The 16,355-nt window shown below is 71.4% G+C and carries 13 protein-coding genes; 9 read left to right on the top strand and 4 right to left on the bottom strand.

The genetic code is table 11. The annotated features are described in order from the left end of the window. Positions 1–36: 36 nt before the first annotated feature. A complete protein-coding gene (locus WMF29_RS23135) occupies positions 37–1,338 on the top strand; it encodes a hypothetical protein (protein ID WP_437330917.1) in 1,302 nt (433 codons plus the stop codon). A 128-nt stretch (positions 1,339–1,466) separates the two neighbouring features. Here the strand turns inward: WMF29_RS23135 and WMF29_RS23130 are convergent, their stop codons facing one another. Both WMF29_RS23130 and WMF29_RS23125 read right to left on the bottom strand, forming a co-directional pair. Then, entirely contained in the window at positions 1,467–2,462 is a 996-nt protein-coding gene (locus tag WMF29_RS23130) for a hypothetical protein (RefSeq protein ID WP_437330916.1), read from the bottom strand. Positions 2,463–2,492: 30 nt separating this feature from the next. Then, positions 2,493–5,675 (bottom strand): TonB-dependent receptor, encoded by a 3,183-nt coding sequence (locus WMF29_RS23125; RefSeq protein WP_437330915.1) that lies wholly within the window; start codon positions 5,673–5,675, stop codon positions 2,493–2,495. A 266-nt stretch (positions 5,676–5,941) separates the two neighbouring features. On the opposite strand from WMF29_RS23125, the gene WMF29_RS23120 reads away from it, so the two are divergent. From WMF29_RS23120 to bioB, 8 genes are all read left to right on the top strand, one after another. Continuing rightward, positions 5,942–6,733 carry an energy transducer TonB gene (locus tag WMF29_RS23120; protein WP_437330914.1) on the top strand — a complete coding sequence of 264 codons (792 nt, stop codon included), beginning with the start codon at positions 5,942–5,944 and terminating at the stop codon, positions 6,731–6,733. A gap of 251 nt (positions 6,734–6,984) precedes the next feature. Further along, on the top strand, positions 6,985–7,701 hold the full coding sequence (locus WMF29_RS23115) for a MotA/TolQ/ExbB proton channel family protein (protein WP_437330913.1): 717 nt from the start codon (positions 6,985–6,987) through the stop codon (positions 7,699–7,701). 111 nt (positions 7,702–7,812) lie between these two features. Further along, positions 7,813–8,229, top strand: a complete 417-nt coding sequence (locus WMF29_RS23110) for an ExbD/TolR family protein (protein WP_437330912.1) — start codon at positions 7,813–7,815, stop codon at positions 8,227–8,229. 5 nt (positions 8,230–8,234) lie between these two features. Beyond that, a complete protein-coding gene (locus tag WMF29_RS23105; protein ID WP_437330911.1) occupies positions 8,235–8,681 on the top strand; it encodes an ExbD/TolR family protein in 447 nt (148 codons plus the stop codon). 159 nt (positions 8,682–8,840) lie between these two features. Further along, complete coding sequence (thiC, locus tag WMF29_RS23100; RefSeq protein ID WP_437331157.1) at positions 8,841–10,226, top strand: phosphomethylpyrimidine synthase ThiC; 1,386 nt, start codon at positions 8,841–8,843, stop codon at positions 10,224–10,226. Further along, positions 10,223–10,921 carry a thiamine biosynthesis protein gene (locus WMF29_RS23095; RefSeq protein ID WP_437330910.1) on the top strand — a complete coding sequence of 233 codons (699 nt, stop codon included), beginning with the start codon at positions 10,223–10,225 and terminating at the stop codon, positions 10,919–10,921. Before thiC ends, WMF29_RS23095 begins: the two co-directional genes overlap by 4 nt. A gap of 123 nt (positions 10,922–11,044) precedes the next feature. Then, entirely contained in the window at positions 11,045–12,097 is a 1,053-nt protein-coding gene (locus WMF29_RS23090) for a type IV pilus twitching motility protein PilT (protein ID WP_272093052.1), read from the top strand. Between the two features lie 130 nt (positions 12,098–12,227). After that, complete coding sequence (bioB, locus tag WMF29_RS23085) at positions 12,228–13,277, top strand: biotin synthase BioB (RefSeq protein WP_437330909.1); 1,050 nt, start codon at positions 12,228–12,230, stop codon at positions 13,275–13,277. Here bioB and WMF29_RS23080 read toward each other — a convergent pair. Further along, the gene (locus WMF29_RS23080) at positions 13,219–14,979 is read right to left on the bottom strand and encodes a mechanosensitive ion channel family protein (protein ID WP_437330908.1); all 1,761 of its coding nucleotides are present in this window, start codon (positions 14,977–14,979) and stop codon (positions 13,219–13,221) included. The two genes, bioB and WMF29_RS23080, sit on opposite strands and share 59 nt — an antisense overlap. A gap of 171 nt (positions 14,980–15,150) precedes the next feature. Continuing rightward, on the bottom strand, positions 15,151–16,341 hold the full coding sequence (locus WMF29_RS23075; RefSeq protein ID WP_437331156.1) for an HRDC domain-containing protein: 1,191 nt from the start codon (positions 16,339–16,341) through the stop codon (positions 15,151–15,153). Between the last annotated feature and the right edge of the window lie 14 nt (positions 16,342–16,355).

Genomic DNA, 16,355 nt, shown 5'->3' with positions numbered 1-16,355 from the left:
TCCAGGGTATCTCGTGGAGAGGAGAGCCACGGTTCGATGGAAGTGAAGCTCGGCGGCACCTTCCTGACCTGCGCCATGGGGCCGCTGCACCACGCCGGCGCGTGCATGCAGGCGAGCCGGGTGCCGGAGGGGCTCCGCGAGCTGGCGCCGGAGGGGCTCCTCGGCGGCTTCCAGCGCGGCGTCGATCAGGCCGCGAAGCTCGCGGGCGTGCGCCGGGAGGACGTCGAGCGCCTCCTCCCGATGGCCGACGTGCGCGAGGCCATCGAGCGGCTCGGCGACAGCCAGTCCGAGGCCATCGTCGCGTGGGACGTCTACGCCGGGCGCATCGGCGGGCTGCTCGAGGGCGTCGCCGAGGTGACCGACCACGGTCGGGCCCCCGACGCCGGCATGTGGCTCGAGCGGCTGGCGAACAAGGTCCGGCGCGATCGCCCGTTCGCGGAGCCGCTCCAGGTGCTCGCCGAGGACATCGCGCAATGGCAGGCGATGATCGGCCGCTGCCGCAAGCTGCTCGACGAGAGCGGCGGCGGCGCGCTCGCCAAGGCGTATCGCCGGCGGCGGAACCGGAGGATCGCGTCGATCGTGGTGTCGGCCCTCGTGATCGTCGCGGCGCTCTCGGTGATCGTGCGGTTCCGCGCCGCCCGCGCGCGCGTCGATGCGGTCCTGGAGCGCCCGGAGGTGTGCGCGGTCCGCGACATCGCGGAGGACGATCTCGGCCGCGCGGCGAGCGAGCAGCAGCGGCGCGTCGCCGCGCGGCTCGAGCAGTGCGCCGCGGTGGAGGCCCGCGAGGCGCGCGAGCGCGAGGAGCGGCTGCGCGCCGAGGAGAGGGCCCGCGAGGAGCAGCGGCTGCGCGCGGAGCGCGACGAGAAGTGCGCCGCGCTCGCCGTGCGGTTCAAGGCGGGGGCGTTCTCGGACGACGACGGCAAGATCGCCGGCGTGGAGAACGATCTGCTCCGGCGGATCGCGGGGCGGAGGCTCCTCGCCACCGACGTCGGGCCGACCGGTCCCGCGCTGCCGTGCGACGGCGCGCGCGGCGGCGACGAGCTGCGCGCGGCCTTCGCGGACGCGCTGATCGCGTCGGTCTGGACGTGGGCGCCGGCCGCCGATCCCGGCCCGAAGCTCGGCGATCTGATCGTGGCGCGGCGCGCGGAGCTGCCCCCGCGCGCGCAGACGATGCTCGCGGTCCGGACCGGATACGAGTCCAAGCGGGCCATCGTCTCGGGCGATCCGGCGGCGCTCGGGCGGGCGTCGCGCCTGTGCGCGCTCACGACGAAGCTCGAGATCGCGAGCGGGGCCGGCTGCGCGGCGCTGGCGAGGCTGGCCGTCAAACCCGCGCCGTGAGCCGGCGATCCTGGCCTGCCGTCTGCGCACGGCCAGGGATGCCCTGGGCGATGATGTTCTGGGGAAGGTGAGGGGAGGGGAGCCGGAGGAGCGCAGGCGGGGCGATGGCGCCCCGCCCGCCGGGCTGCCTATTTGAAGGCGGGAATGCTATCCGCGTCGAGCACGCACAGGCCCACGCTGGTGTCGCACTTCACCTTGAGATCCGGGGAGATCCCAGACTTAGGATTCGTGCACTTGGCATTGTCGAACTTGCCCGTGGGGATCGGATCGCCCTCGGGGTCGGGGTTCGGGGTGTAGATCTGACAGTCGACCGTCGGCCAGAGCCCAACGACCTTGTACGTCGCCGAGCAGCTCTCTTCGGAGTACGTGACTTCTGCCTCGAATTGATTCGCGAGGTTGGCGGGCGTCACGTACACGCGCAGGTTGCGCCACTCGAGCTTGTGCGATCCCAGCGCCAACGGCGGTGCGCCGCCGTCGCCAGCGCCGCCGGCACCACCGGCTCCGCCGTCGCCGGCACCACCGGCTCCGCCGTCGCCGGCACCACCGGCTCCGCCTGCTCCGCCAGCGCCACCGTCGCCGGCACCACCGGCTCCGCCTGCTCCGCCAGCGCCACCGTCGCCTGCTCCGCCGGCGCCGCCGTCACCATCCCCGCCGGCTCCGCCAGCGCCACCGGCGCCGCCCTCGCCGCCGGGCAGCAACACCACCTCGGCGGGGTCGAACGTCGGCACCGTGCAGATGTCGCTGTCATCCGGCTCGCGCGAGGCGAAGACACCGAGCGCGAACGCGTTCAGATCCGGGTTCGGGTCGATCGTGGCGCCGCCGCGATACCAGTCGCCGAACTCCGCCGTCTGGATCGCGACGCGCTTCCTGCCCACGTCGGGGAGCTGGTCGCCGTTCTCGTCCGGGCTGTACGTCTGCATCCCGACCAGCTCGACGGTCCCATCCTTCCGAGCACAGGGGCCCTCCGCATCCCCGCCGATCCGGGTGAACTTCGTCGCGTACGGATAAAAGGTGGCCGTGGCCACGGTGCACTCGGGTTTGGGCTGCGAGCAGCCCGGAGACATCGCCGTGAGCGGTGAGACTGCCCCGAGCGCTGCCATCCAAACAAGCCATCGCTTCTTCATCGCTTGCATCCTTTCCCGCGCGCGCCGCGTCTAGAACGTCACCCGCGCGCCGAACCGGAACTGCCGCGGCGTCTGGAACTGCGTCGGCTTGCCGAAGTTCGGGTTCACGGCCTTGGCCTCGAGCGGCTCGCCGGTGTTGTGGTCTTTCACGCACGTCGGACCGCTGCTCGGATTCAGATCTTCCTTCGTCCCACCGACGCAGGGGTCGACGAACGCTGTCGTGTAACGCTGGTCCACCTGGACGACCTGCTGGAAGTTGAAGATGTTGAAGACATCCATGCTGACGGTGAGCTCGCTGTCCTTCGCGAGCTTGACCGAATAGCCGATGTGGCCGTCGACGTTGTGGATCCAGGGGAGGCGGCCGCCGGCGCCTCGGGGCAGGATGAACGACTCGTCAGGGCCGTACAGGTAGTGCGCTCCCCAGTAGTCGATGGGGGCGCCGGAGCGGGACCTGTACGTGAGGCCGACGACGAGGTCCATGCCCTTCGGGAGCTCGATGTCCTTCGCGCCGTAGACCTTGATCTCGTGCGTGTTGTCGCCGGGCAGGGCCCCCTCGCGGTTGACGAGGAGCGACGCCAGATCGAACTCCGTGTTGATGTTCGGATCGAGCTGGTCGGTCTCGGGCTTGAAGAGCCCCGGGTAGTTGCCTCGCAGGTACGACAGCGTATAGCTGACCTGGGCGAGCCACAGGTCGGAGAATGTCTTGTTGAAATAGAGGGTCAGCGCGTCGTAATCGCGCGTGGCCTCGGGGAAGTCCTTGGCGATCCCCTTCCCGGGGTTGCCGACGAAGTAGGTGTTCGCCTCGTCCCGGCTCATGTCCTCGATGACGTTGTTCATCCAGCGCTTCGTGTACGTCGCGCCGACCCGCGCGTTCGGGAGCACCTCGTACTCGCCGCCGAGCACGATCTCGTCCGACGACTGCGGGACGAGATCCGGATCCACCGGGGACTTGCCGCCGCCGAGCGTGAGCCAGTTCTTGTTCGGATCGTGCGACCCGCCGACCGGGACCCGGGTGTCGTCGTTCCGGCACTGCCCTTCGCCATAACCCGTCGCGTCCTCGGCATCCCCAGGGTTACAGCCGCCGGCGCCCCCCACGTGGTAAGAGCGGATGTACCGCTCGTCGCCGAACGCGCGATCCAGCATGTCGAGGGGGACGCTCTCGTAATACCGCGCGTAGTTCGCGAACACCTTCGACCGGCCCTGCTGCGTGATGTCGTAGACGACGCCCACGCGCGGAGACCACTGGTTCGCGAGCGCCAGCCCGAGCTTGCCGTCGTTGGCATACAGGTACTGGGCGTCGTAGCGAACGCCGATGTTCAACGTCACCCGGTCGAGGATGCTCCAGCTGTCCTGCGCGAACGCGCCGATCGTCGCTCCGAGCGACGACACCGTGATCTTGTCCTGGATCACGTAGTCCTTGATCAAGCCGTTCTCGTCAGGGCTGGTCGCCAGGCCGTCCGGCCCCGTCAGGAAGCCGAACGCTCGCTCGTCATGGGAGGCATTCCAGTCTCCCTCCTCCACGTAGGTGGTGCCGCCCGCGTACGCCTTGATGTGCTTGTACGTCGTGATCTCGCCGTCGATGCCGGCCTTGACCACGTGGTGCCCGAGCCCCTGGAAGATGCTCGTCACCTTCGCGTTCAGCTGGAAGCGGTTGAGCGAGGCGTCGTCGATGTAGTCGGGCCCGCCTTGCCAGTACTGGCGCACCGCGCAGGGCAGCGCGGCGATCTCGCCGTTCTCCGCCCGCAGCGGCTTGCACATGGCCCGGGCCTCGGGCGAGAGCTCCTCGAAATCGTCGATCGAATACCGGTTCGGGGAGTACCGCTGCCAGACCATGAGGGGCACGCCCGCCAGGCCATTGCGCGTCCCGAGCTCCGAGCCGTCCGGAGGCAGCCGCGCGCTCCGCTGGCCGTGCCAGCCGAGCGTCGCGTCGAGGAGCAGGGTCTTGTTCTTGAACGCAGACGACCACTTCAGCGCGACGTCCGTGGACGACGCCACGTACTCGTGCGCCATCGCGCCGTACTCGCCGATGATGTTCGAGAGCTCGGTCAGGCCCTGCTGCGGGTCGAACCCGAACGTGCCGTTGCCGCCCGAGGTGGAGGGCGAGCCGTAGACCGAGAGCGCGACGCTGTGGTCCGGATCGATCTGGTAGGTCAGCTTCCCGAGGTACTGCAGCGTCTGCTCCTCGGCGCGGTAGAAGCGCTGCGTCCCCGGCAGCCGATCGACGACGTTGAGCCCGGTCCTGGGATCCGTCACCGGCTCGAACGTGGTGGGGTCGTAGCGCGTGGCGAACAGGTTGCGCTCCATCGAGTTGCTCTTGAACGCGAGATCGGCGCCCGCGTAGAACCAGAGCTTGTCCTTCAGGATGGGGCCGCCGACCTCGAACCCGTAGTCGCGGATGGACGAGAGGGTCTCGTCCGTCTGGATGGTCTCGCCCTGGCGACGGACCGCCTTGGGCGCGCCCTCGAGGACGCCTGGCGTGATGTTGAAGAAGACCGAGCCATGGAAGGCGTTGCCGCCGCTCTTCGTGACGACATCGAGGACGCCCCCGGTCGCGCGGCCGTACTCGGGCATGTACCCGCCGGCCACCACGTTGACCTCCTTGATGAACTCCATCGTGAGCGGCGTGCCGACGATCCCGTAGGCCGGGTCGTTCACCGACAGGCCGTCGATCACGTACTGGTTCTCGGGGGAGGAGGTGCCGGCGATGGACGTGCCGAACTCGTCGGCCTGCGCTCCGGGCGTGGTCGCGGCGACCGACTCGAAGGAGCGCGTCGTGGCGCCCTTCCCCGTGGGGGGCGAGATGGCGATGCGCCGGGTGAAGTCCTGGGTGATGCTCTGGCTCACGCCGCTCGAGCCGACGTCGACCGTCGGCGCGCGGCCGACAACGACGATCTCGTCCGCCTTCAGCGCCTCCGGGAGCAGCTCGACGTTGACGCGGATGGTCGTCGCGGCGCGGACCGCGATCCCGCCGCGCGCGTACGGCTTGAACGCGTCCTTTTCGAAGCGCAGTGTGTAGTCGCCCGGCGGCAGGTTCGGGATACGGTACTGGCCAGTGCCGTCCGTGACGACCAGCTGCTCCCCTTGCAGCGCTGGCGATGTCGCCGTCACGACCACATCGGCGGCCGGCGCCCTGTTCGACGCGTCGACGACCCGCCCGAGGAGCACGCCGCTGCCCGTCTGCGCGAACGCAGGGTACGCGGTCAACAAAGTCATCGCGAGCAGCAGCAACGCCGCCCACGGCCCCAACGGCGCACGTGAGCGCCCTCCGTGTTCCAGCCTCTTTTCGAGAAACTTCACGGAATTCCCTCCAGAAGTGTATGCCCCTCGAGTCCTTCCTTACCCTAGACAGGAATCGCGCCAGACAATAGACTTTTTTGTAGGACTCGCGCGCTTGTACACTCCGGGTAGGCGCCGCACGCTTCCATACGTCGCGGCTTCTCTACCTCGATCGGCTCGAGTCCTAGGAGTTACGACCCCTCATGTTCGACTCGGTACTAGGTCGCGCTACCGCCACCCAGGGGCGGCTAGGGACGGGGACGGCGCTCTCCATCATCGCCCACGTGGCGATCGCGGGAGCGATCCTCTGGCAGGCCACACGCCCTCGAACCGAGAAGCCGAAGGACGTCGAGGTCACATTTTTCGCCCCGGCGCCGCCGCCACCTCCGCCGCCGCCACCGCCGCCTCCTCCGGGCGGCGGCGCGAAGCGCCCGCCGAAGGTGGAGCGCATCGAGCAGCCGAAGCCCGTCAAGACGCCTGACACCATCTACGACATGCCGGAGAAGCCCAAGGCCAAGGCGCCTGAGCCAGAGCCGAAGCCGGAGCCGGTCAAGGAGGACGCGCCGGAGCAGCCGGGCGGCGTCGAGGGGGGAGTCCAGGGCGGCGTTCAGGGGGGCACCGTCGGCGGCGAGGTCGGCGGGCAGATGGGCGGCCAGCTGGGCGGCAAGGTCGGCGGCCAGCTGGGCAGCACGGCGCCTCCGCAGAACGTGGTGCTGGCGTTCGGCGCCGGAATGACCCGCCCTTCGAAGATCGCGGGGCGGGACCCGCAGTACACGCGCGAGGCGCTCGCCGCGCGCGTCGAGGGGCTCGCGATTGTCAAGTGCATTATCAAGCTGGACGGCTCGCTGACCGGCTGCCGGATGGCCAAGTCGCTTCCTCACATGGACCGGGCGATCCTCGATGCGCTCGCGACGCATCGCTACACCCCCGTCATGTACCAGGGGCGCCCGGTCTCGGTGGACTACGTGTTCCCCATCCGGCTCAAGCTCCCTTGACGTCCGGACGCGCAGGAGTGTTATTGAACCGCTGGAGCATGTGAGGGTACGGGTGGGTCCGCGCTGCGGTGCTGCCGAGTCCGCTCCGTATCCACAGAGCTGCTGCTCCAGCATCACCCGAGCTGCTGCTCCAGCATCACCGGAGTTGCTGCTCCAGCATCACCGGAGCTGCTGCTCCAGCACCACCAGAGTTGCTGCTCCAGCATCACCAAAACCATCACGCGACATGGGGCGCCAGGAGGCGCGAGACGATGCAATTCACGTTGATCGAGCTGTGGGGCCACATGGGGGTCTTCGCGAAGCTGATTGTCTTCGCGCTGGCCATCATGTCCGTTGCGTCGCTGATCGTCTTGGGCGAGCGCCTCGTCGTGTCGTTCCTGTCGCGCGCAGCCTCCCGCGCGTTCGCGGCGCGGGTCGGGCCGATGCTCGCCCGGGGCGAGCTCGAGGGGGCCTGGACCGCCGCCAGGCCGGGCGGCGAGCTCGGCTATCTCGGGCGCGTCATCGGCGCCGGGCTCGGCGCTTATGCCTCGAACGCGCCCTCGCGGCTGCCGGCGCAGGGGCACGAGCGCGAGGGAGTGTTCGAGTCGGTCTCGCGGGCGCTCGAGCGGCAGGCGCAGCGCGAGGTGCTCAGCCTGAAGCGAGGTTATGGACTGCTCGCCACGGTCGGATCCACGGCGCCGTTCGTCGGCCTCCTCGGGACGGTCATGGGCATCGTGACGGCGTTCCAGCAGATGGCGGCCTCCGGCTCCGGCGGCCTCGGCACCGTCTCGGCGGGCATCGCGGAGGCGCTCATCACGACCGCCTTCGGGCTGATCGTCGCGATCCCGGCCGTCATGGGCTACAACTATCTCCAGGGCTGGGTCGAAGCCCGGTCGATCGACATCTCGGAGTCGTCGAACGAGCTCCTCGACGTCGTGGCGAAGCGGCTCGACGGGCGCCTCGCGCCGGCCGCCGAAGAGGCTGCTTGACAGGGGACCCGCGCGACACCCCGCGCGCCTCTCCGCGGAGCGCGGCGCCCGGCGCCTCGCGCCTGCGGCGCGGCGCGCGGTGACGCGCCCAGAAGGGAAGCGAGCGTTCCAATGGGGATGGGTGTCGGCCCGCAGAGGGGCCCCAAGAGCGAGATCAACGTCACGCCGCTCGTCGACGTCGTCCTCGTCCTGCTCATCATCTTCATGGTCGTCACGCCGATGCTCCAGCGCGGCAAGGACGTGAAGCTGCCGCAGGCCGCGAAGGTGGACGAGGAGAAGAAGGAGGTGGACCCGCTGATCCTCTCCGTGACGCTGGAGAAGACGGTGTGGGTCGAGAACGACAGGTACGATGACGCCGGGCTCGCCGAGCGGCTCGCGCGCGAGTTCGCGGCGCAGCCGGGGCGCAAGGTGCTGGTCAAGGGGGACCAGCGCCTCTCGTTCGGCGACGTCCGCAGGGTGATGGAGACGGCGCGCAAGTCGGGCGCGAAGAGCGTCTCGCTGGCGGTCGAGGAGCTGAAGGGGAGATAGCGGCGATGAGCGCGAAGAGGAAGTTCGTCATCAAGCCGGTGGTGCCCCTGAACTCCGACATCAACGTGACGCCGCTCGTCGACGTCGTGCTGGTGCTGCTCATCATCTTCATGGTCGTGACGCCGCTCCTCGAGAAGGACATCGGCGTGCGCGTGCCGGACACCGAGCAGGTCAAGCAGGACACCCCGCCGCCGCCCGACCAGCTCGTCGTCCGGGTGAGCGCGCAAGGCGAGCTGCGGGTGAACGACGAGCCGGTCGAGCGCGCCGAGCTCGTGGGCAAGCTCAGGCCGCTGCTCGAGCGCCAGAGCAGGCCGCAGGACAGGATCGTCTTCGTCGTCGCCGACGACGGCGCCGTCTATGGCACGGTCGTGGAGGTGCTCGACGGCGCGAAGGCCGCCGGCGCCCAGACGCTCGGCATGATGACCGAGCTCCCCGAACCGCCGCCTCCCTGACCGCCGCGCGCTCGCGGCGAGCGCTGCGAGCGCTGGGCGAGCGCCGGCAGAGGCGCGCATTCTCGCGGGCTCGTGGCCGGGCGGCCAGGCGCGACGCGGCGCTTGCGTCGCGCGCCGTCGCGACCTAAACCGGCCACCTCGAAAGCGAGGTCGTCGATGTTGCGGTCCGAATGGGTGAGCAAGCGCGCCGGGAGCCCGAACCAGAGCCAGATGCACTTCGCGAGGAAGGGCATCATCACGGAGGAGATGGAGTACGTCGCCCGCCGTGAGAAGCTCGCGCCCGAGCTCATCCGCAGCGAGGTCGCGCGCGGCCGGATGATCATCCCCGCGAACAAGAACCACCTGAACCTCGAGCCGATGTGCATCGGCATCGCGTCGCTCTGCAAGGTGAACGCGAACATCGGCAACAGCCAGACGACGAGCGACGTGAGCGGCGAGCTCGAGAAGCTGCGCTACGCCATCAAGTACGGCGCGGACACCGTGATGGACCTGTCGACCGGGGGCGACATCGACGGCATCCGCCGCGCGATCATCGCCGACTCCCCGGTGCCGATCGGGACGGTGCCGATCTATCAGGCGCTCGAGGCGTGCAAGGGGACCGCCAAGATGACGGCCGCGGACCTCATCGACATGCTCGAGCACCAGGCGAAGCAGGGGGTCGATTACTTCACCATCCACGCGGGCGTGCTGCTCGAGCACCTGCCGCTCGTGAAGGGCCGGCTCACCGGCATCGTCTCGCGCGGCGGCTCGATCATGGCGCAGTGGATGATCGAGCACCACCAGCAGAACCCGTTCTACACCCACTGGGACAAGGTGCTCGAGGTCTGCGCCAAGTACGACGTCACGATCTCGGCGGGCGACGGCCTCCGCCCCGGCTGCCTCCACGACGCCAGCGACGCGGCCCAGTTCGCCGAGCTGAAGACGCTCGGCGAGCTCACGAAGCGCGCCTGGGAGAAGGACGTGCAGGTGATGATCGAGGGCCCCGGGCACGTGCCGTTCGATCAGATCGCGATGAACGTGCAGAAGGAGATGGAGCTCTGCCACGAGGCGCCGTTCTACGTGCTCGGCCCGCTCGTCACCGACTTCGCGCCTGGCTATGACCACATCACGAGCTGCATCGGCGCCACGATGGCCGGCTTCGCGGGCGCCGCGATGCTCTGCTACGTGACCCCGAAGGAGCACCTCGGCCTCCCGGACCCCGAGGACGTCAAGCAGGGCCTCATCGCCTACAAGATCGCGGCCCACGCCGCGGACGTGGCGCGGAAGCGCCCGGGCGCGCGGGATCGCGACGACGCGCTGAGCCGCGCCCGCTACGCCTTCGACTGGAAGCAGCAGTTCGCGCTCTCGCTCGACCCGGAGACGGCCCAGGCGATGCACGACGAGACGCTCCCTCAGGAGTACTTCAAGACCTCGGAGTTCTGCTCGATGTGCGGGCCGAAGTTCTGCTCGATGCACATCAACCGGGTGGTCGACGAGTACAACGCGCGGCAGGAGCCCGAGAACGCGCCCACGAAGCGGTCGCTCTCGATCCTCGATCAGCCGTGAGGCAGGGGAGGGGCCGCGACGGCATCCGCCGCGCGCGGCGGAGGGCGCCTGTCGCGGCGCGCCTCGCCTTCGTCGTACCCTTCGCGCTCTTCCTGCTCGCGCCCCTCGGCTGTCGCCGCGAGCAGGGGAGCGCCCCTCGCGCCGCTGAGGCGCCCGCCTCGGCCGCCGCGTCGCCCTCCCAGGCGCCGCGCCCGCCGAGCCCTCGCCTCACCGATCCGCGCTGGCGCCTCGCCGCGGGGGACGACCCGCTGGAGTGCGCCCGGCTGGCCGAGGCCGAGGGCGCCGCCGGCCTCCTCGCCGCGCTCGACGACGGCGGCGACATCGCGCTCACGGCCCTGCGCGCGCTGCCGTACGCCGATGACGCCGATCTGGCGCTCGGGCCGCTCGCCGAGCGCGCCCGCGCGGCGTCCGGGCCGACGCTCCCGCTCCTGCTCGAATCGCTCCTCGGGATCGCCGGGCGGCCAGCGCGCCCGCGCGAGCCGCTCGACCCGGACGGGGCGCGCGCCGCGGCCGCGGCCCTGGTCGAGCTGTCGGGCCGGCGCGACCTCCCTTCGGACCAGCGCGCGCTCGCCATCTCGGCGGCGCGCGCGCTCGCCGAGCGGGGGCTCGTCGATCTTCTCCGTATTCCTGCAGATCTGGATCCCGAGGGCTCCGTCGCGGGCGCCGCGGGAGGCCCGGCGGCGCCGCGGCCCTGACGTCCCGCGCGGCGGTCCCGGCTCCCGCGGCCGTCCCGCGCGGCGGCGCGGCGCCCTCTGCGCTTTCGTTTCGTGCAGCCGCCCTTTGGGCCGGTCGGGTTCCAATTTGGTACCTTGCCCCCCGTGACGACGCCGTACACCTCCGAGGCCTTCCTCCATCAGCTCCTCGGCAAGGCGCTTGCCGCCCACGCCAGCGACATCCACCTCAAGGTCGGTCAGCCGCCGGGCGCGCGGGTGCGCGGCGACATGGTCTACTTCCGCGTCGACAGGATCCGGCCCGAGGACAGCGAGGCCGCCGCGCGGGTGCTGCTCGCAGGGCGCCCGTCGCGCGAGCTGCTCGCCACGCTCCAGGAGCTCGACACCTCGTACGTCGTCCCGGGCCTCGGCCGGTTCCGGGTGAACATCTATCGCCAGCGCGGCTCGCTCGCGATCATCCTGCGGAGCATCCCGCTCAAGATCCCGACGTTCGAGGAGCTGGGCGTGCCCTCGGCGGTCCGGGCGATGGTGGAGCACGATCACGGCCTCATCCTCGTCGCTGGCACGGCCGGCAGCGGCAAGAGCACGACCCTCGCCGCGTTCGTCGGGCACATCAACGCGACCGTGCCGCGCCACATCATCACCCTGGAGGATCCCGTCGAGCACGTGCACGAGGACAACCGCTCCAGCGTGAGCCAGCGCGAGATCGGCGTCGACACCGCGGATTTCCCGACCGCGCTGCGCTCCGCGCTGCGGCAGGACCCGGACGTCGTGCTGATCAGCGCGCTCCGCGACGGCGAGTCGCTCGATCTCGCGCTCCACGCCGCGGAGACCGGGCACCTCGTGCTCGCGGCGGTCAGCGCGGCGGACGTCACGCGCACGCTCGGGCGGCTGATCGCGCTCGGCAAGAGCCCGAGCGAGGCGCGCGAGCGGCTGGCCGACTGTCTCCACGGCGTCGTCGCGCAGCGCCTGCTCCCTCGCCGCGACGGCGCGGGCGAGGTCCTCGCCGCCGAGGTGCTCGTCGGCACGGCCGCGGTGCGCGAGGCGATCCGCCGGCCGGAGGGGAGCCCCTCGCTGCGCGAGCTGATGGAGAAGGGGGTCACGCCGTACGGCATGCAGACCTTCGACGCGCACCTCAGGCAGCTCGTCGCCCAGGGGACGATCGCCAAGGAGACGGCGAAGGCGGTGACCGCGCTCTAGAGCGACGAGCGGACCAAGCCGCCACGAAAGAGCAGAGTCTCGGGCCGCCAAGCCGTCAAGGAGGCCAGGAAATCCCTCCCTTTCGCGCCTCGCTTGCGGCGGCGCCTCAAGCCCGGCTATGAGCGAGCCCATGCTCGAAGGGATCGAACGAGAAGGGGCGGAGCACAGGAATGGATGCGGCGGCCCGGCCGGGCACGCCCCGCCGGCGGGCGCGCCCCGCCACGACTGGACCGTCGAGCAGGCGGTCGCCCTGCACGACCTCCCGCTCTTCGAGCTGATCGACCGCGCCCGCGCGGTCCACCGCGCGTTCCACGGCGAGCACGAGGTCCAGCTCTGCACCCTGCTCAGCGTCAAGACGGGCGGCTGCCCCGAGGACTGCGCCTACTGCCCGCAGTCGAGCCACTACGAGACCGAGGTCGGGCCGGAGCGCATGCTCGACGTCGGCGCGGTCCTCGCCGCCGCGGGGCGCGCCCGCGACGGCGGCTCGACGCGGTTCTGCATGGGCGCCGCGTGGCGCGAGGTGAAGGACGGCCCCGCCTTCGAGCGCGTCCTCGACATGGTGCGCGGCGTGAAAGCCCTCGGCCTCGAGGCGTGCTGCACGCTCGGCATGCTCACCGACGACCAGGCGCGCCGCCTCAAGGAGGCCGGCCTCGACGCCTACAACCACAACCTCGACACCTCGCGGAAGGCCTACAAATCGATCATCTCGACGCGCACGTACGACGAGCGGCTCGTCACCCTGCGCAACGTCCGGCGGGCGGGCATCACCGTCTGCTCGGGCGGCATCATCGGCATGGGCGAGTCGATCGCCGACCGCTGCGAGATGCTCGTCGAGCTCGCGCGCCTCGATCCCCACCCGGAGAGCGTGCCGATCAACGCCCTCGTGCGCTCGCCGGGGACGCCCCTCGAGAGCCTCCCCCCGGTCGATCCGATCGAGTTCGTCCGGATGATCGCGGTCGCGCGGGTCATGATGCCGCGCGCGATGGTGCGCCTGTCCGCCGGGCGGACGGAGCTCTCGCGCGAGACGCAGCTGCTCTGCATGTACGCGGGGGCGAACTCGATCTTCTACGGAGACAGGCTGCTCACCACGCCGAACCCCGGCGAGGACGAGGACCGCGCGCTCATCGAGAAGGCGGGGCTTCAGCCGATGGCGCCCGCCGCGGCGCGCGCCGCCCGTTAGCCGAGCCCCCCGCCGCGGCCCCCTCCGGCTGCGGGCGCTCCTCTCCGCGCGGCCCGACGTGCAGCGTCTGCGTCGGGTAGGCGAGCTTCGATCCGGCCATGTCGATGGTCTGCAGGAAGGTGATCAGCATCGCCTGCCGGATGTCCCGGAACTCCGCGAAGTCGGTCGTCTGGAACCAGGCCACCACCTCGACGTCGAGCGAGGACGGGCCGACGCCGATGAAGCGCACAACGACGTCCTCGGGCCAGATCTTCGGGTGCTCCCGCAGCGCCCGCTCGCACTCTTCCACGATGGCGCGGAGCTGCTCGGGCGACGTGTCGCGCTCGATCCCCAGCAGGCAGGCGAGGCGTATGCGGTCGCGCGCCGTGAACGACTCGATGTGGAGATCGGCCAGCTTGCCGTTCGGGATCGTGACGATGGTCCGGTCGAGCGTGCGGATCCGGGTCGACCGGAGCCCGATGCTCTCGACCGTGCCGAGGAGCGCGTCGACCTTCACGAAGTCGCCGACCTGGAACGGCCGGTCGATCCCGATCGCGACCGAGCCGAAGAGGTTCTCCACCGTCTTCTGCGCGGCGAGGGCCAGCGCGACGCCGCCGATGCCGAGGCCGGCGATGAGGCTCGCCACGGGGTAGCCGAGCTCCGAGAGCACGGCGATCACGCCGATGATCACGATCGAGACCTTCGCGATCCGCCCCATGAGCGGCACGAGCGAGCGCGCCGCCGGGTTGTCGCGCGTCGCCGGGGCGGCGAGCAGGCGGCCGCCGAAGGCGTCGATCGCGCGCAGGGCGAACCAGAAGACCGCGACGAAGACGCCGGCGCGCAGCACCTGGCCGAGGAACTCCTCGGCCGGCAGGTACAGCCCGAGCCACGGGAGCGCGGCCGTGATCACCAGGAGCGCCGCCGCGAACGTGAACGGACCGCGCGCCCCCCCGAGGAGCACGTCGTCGAGCGTGGACTCCGTCCGGGCGATGACGCGGCGGAGCGCGGCGCGGACGAGGTAGCTCACCACCGCGCCGACGAGCCAGCCGGCCAGCGCGAGGACCGGCAGCGCGAGCCACTGCCACCAGAGCAGCTCGCGCGGGCCGGGGCGCAGGAGCGCCGGCGGCAGGTGATCGCGGAGCCAGCGATCTTCGAGCCGCGCGTACCACTCGTCGACGCGCTCCACCGTGGCGCGCGAGAAGATCCAGCGCACGCCGTCGGGCGTCGTGCGCCGCACGAGGCGCACCGGCTGGGACCCCGTCCGCGTCGGGATCTTGCCGAGCTGCTCCACGCCGGCCCCGAGGTTGTCCTGCGTGTCCCCCTGCGGGTTCGGCGAGAGCGTCTCCACCTCCAGCCAGAGGTGCCGATCGAGCACCGCCTTGAGCTTCTGCGCGAGCTCCGCGCCGCTCGCCCTCGGCGGCACGTCCAGGTAGCGCGCGGCCTCGGCGTAATCGCCCGCGCGGCACAGCTCGACGAAGCTGCGCATGGAGGCTCGAGGCGAGTCGGGCGCGACAGGGGTCGCCTCCGGCTCAGGGCCGGCCTCGACGCCCGCCGCGGGCGGCGGCGGCGACGGCGGGGGCGGCGGAGGGGACAGCTCTCCGGCGCTCGCTCCCAGAAGGGCGCACCCGAACACGAGCGCGAAGGCGAACGCAGCGCGGAGCCACCTCGCCGGCGGCCAGAGGCGGAGCCGCCTCGGCCCCTCGGGATGATCGGTCGACGGCATGGGCCCTGCTATTCCATCGCCCGGCGGCTCTGTCGACCGGGCGGCGCGCGCGCCACGTGCGCTCGCTCGCACCGGGCTCCATGTGTCTGAGATCCCGCCGAGGATCGCGGACGCGCGGAACCGACATGCGGACCGACACGCGGAACCGACAGCCGGAACCGACGCGCGGAGCTACGTCGCGGCTGCAGGCGGCTCGCCCGGCTGCGCCGCGGCCACGAGCGCCGCGAGCGCGCGGCCGTAGCGCGCGAGCCGTCCCGCGCCGAGCCCCGGGATGCGTGCGATCGCGGCGGCGATCGCCTCGTCCCCGGCGTGGGCCGTCGCCAGCGCGATCTCCGCGAGATCCTGCGCGCAGTGACCGGGCAGCACGACCTGCTCGTCCACCTTCCGCGCCTTCGCCTCCGCCCTGCGCCACGCCGCGATCCGGGTCTCCACCGCGCGCCGCGCGGCGAGCTCCTTCCGGGGCGGGCGGGTTTGCTGGAAGAGGGCGCGCTCGTCCTCGGGCACGTCGCCGTCGCTGCACCCTTGCTCGATCGCGCGGAGCCACGCCGCGACGCACGCGGCCGCCCGGCCCGCCGCGGCCCCGCGGATCGCGCGCACGTCGTCTGCGCTGGCGGGCCTCCGCTGCGCGAGCTCGAGCAGCACCTCGCTGGCGACGATCTTGAAGGAGGGCACGTCGGCCCCCTCGGCGGCCGCCTCGCGCGCCGCCACGAGCCGCCGCAGGATCGCCCGGCCCTGCGGATCGAGCGCCTGGGCCCCCTTGATGCGCGCGTAAGCGGGCCGCGGATCGCGCGGCGGCCCGAGGGCGCTCGCGAGCTTGTAGGCGCACTCCTCCTCGATCTCCTCGTCGATCCCGAGGGCGCGGCTGCGCTCGGCGAGCCGCGCGCGGAGCGAGAGCAGGTGGCGCACGTCGTCGGCCAGGTAGCGCAGCTCGGCGTCCTCGATCGGCCTGCGCCCCCAGTCGTGCTGCTGGAGCTGCTTGTCGACCTTCACGTCGAGCTCCGACAGGAGCAGCGCGGCGAGCCCCGTCGCCGCGCACCCCAGCATGCGCGCGGCGACCGAGGTGTCGTGCGCGGCCGCGAGCGGCGCGCCCGCCTCGGCGAGCATGCGCGCGTCGAAGGTGAGGTCGTGCAGCACCTTGGGCGGGCCGGCGGCCCCGAGGAGCGGCGCGAGCGGCGCGACAGGCACCCGGAGCGCGTCGACCACCCCGATCGCGATCTCGTCCCCCTCGCGAAAGGCGAGCTGGACCGTGCAGAGCCGCGCCCGGTACGCGAACAGCCCGTTGGCCTCCACGTCGACCGCGAGCGCGTCGGCGCGGGCGGCGCGCTCGACCAGCCGGGCGAGCTCGCCTTCGCGCTCGACCAGGATGGAAGGGCTCT

It is taken from the genome of Sorangium sp. So ce381, assembly GCF_051473845.1.
GTDB classification, from domain to species: domain Bacteria; phylum Myxococcota_A; class Polyangia; order Polyangiales; family Polyangiaceae; genus Sorangium; species Sorangium atrum.
The sequence above is the reverse complement of the archived record's forward strand: the minus strand, read 5'-3'. Positions and strand labels throughout refer to the sequence as shown.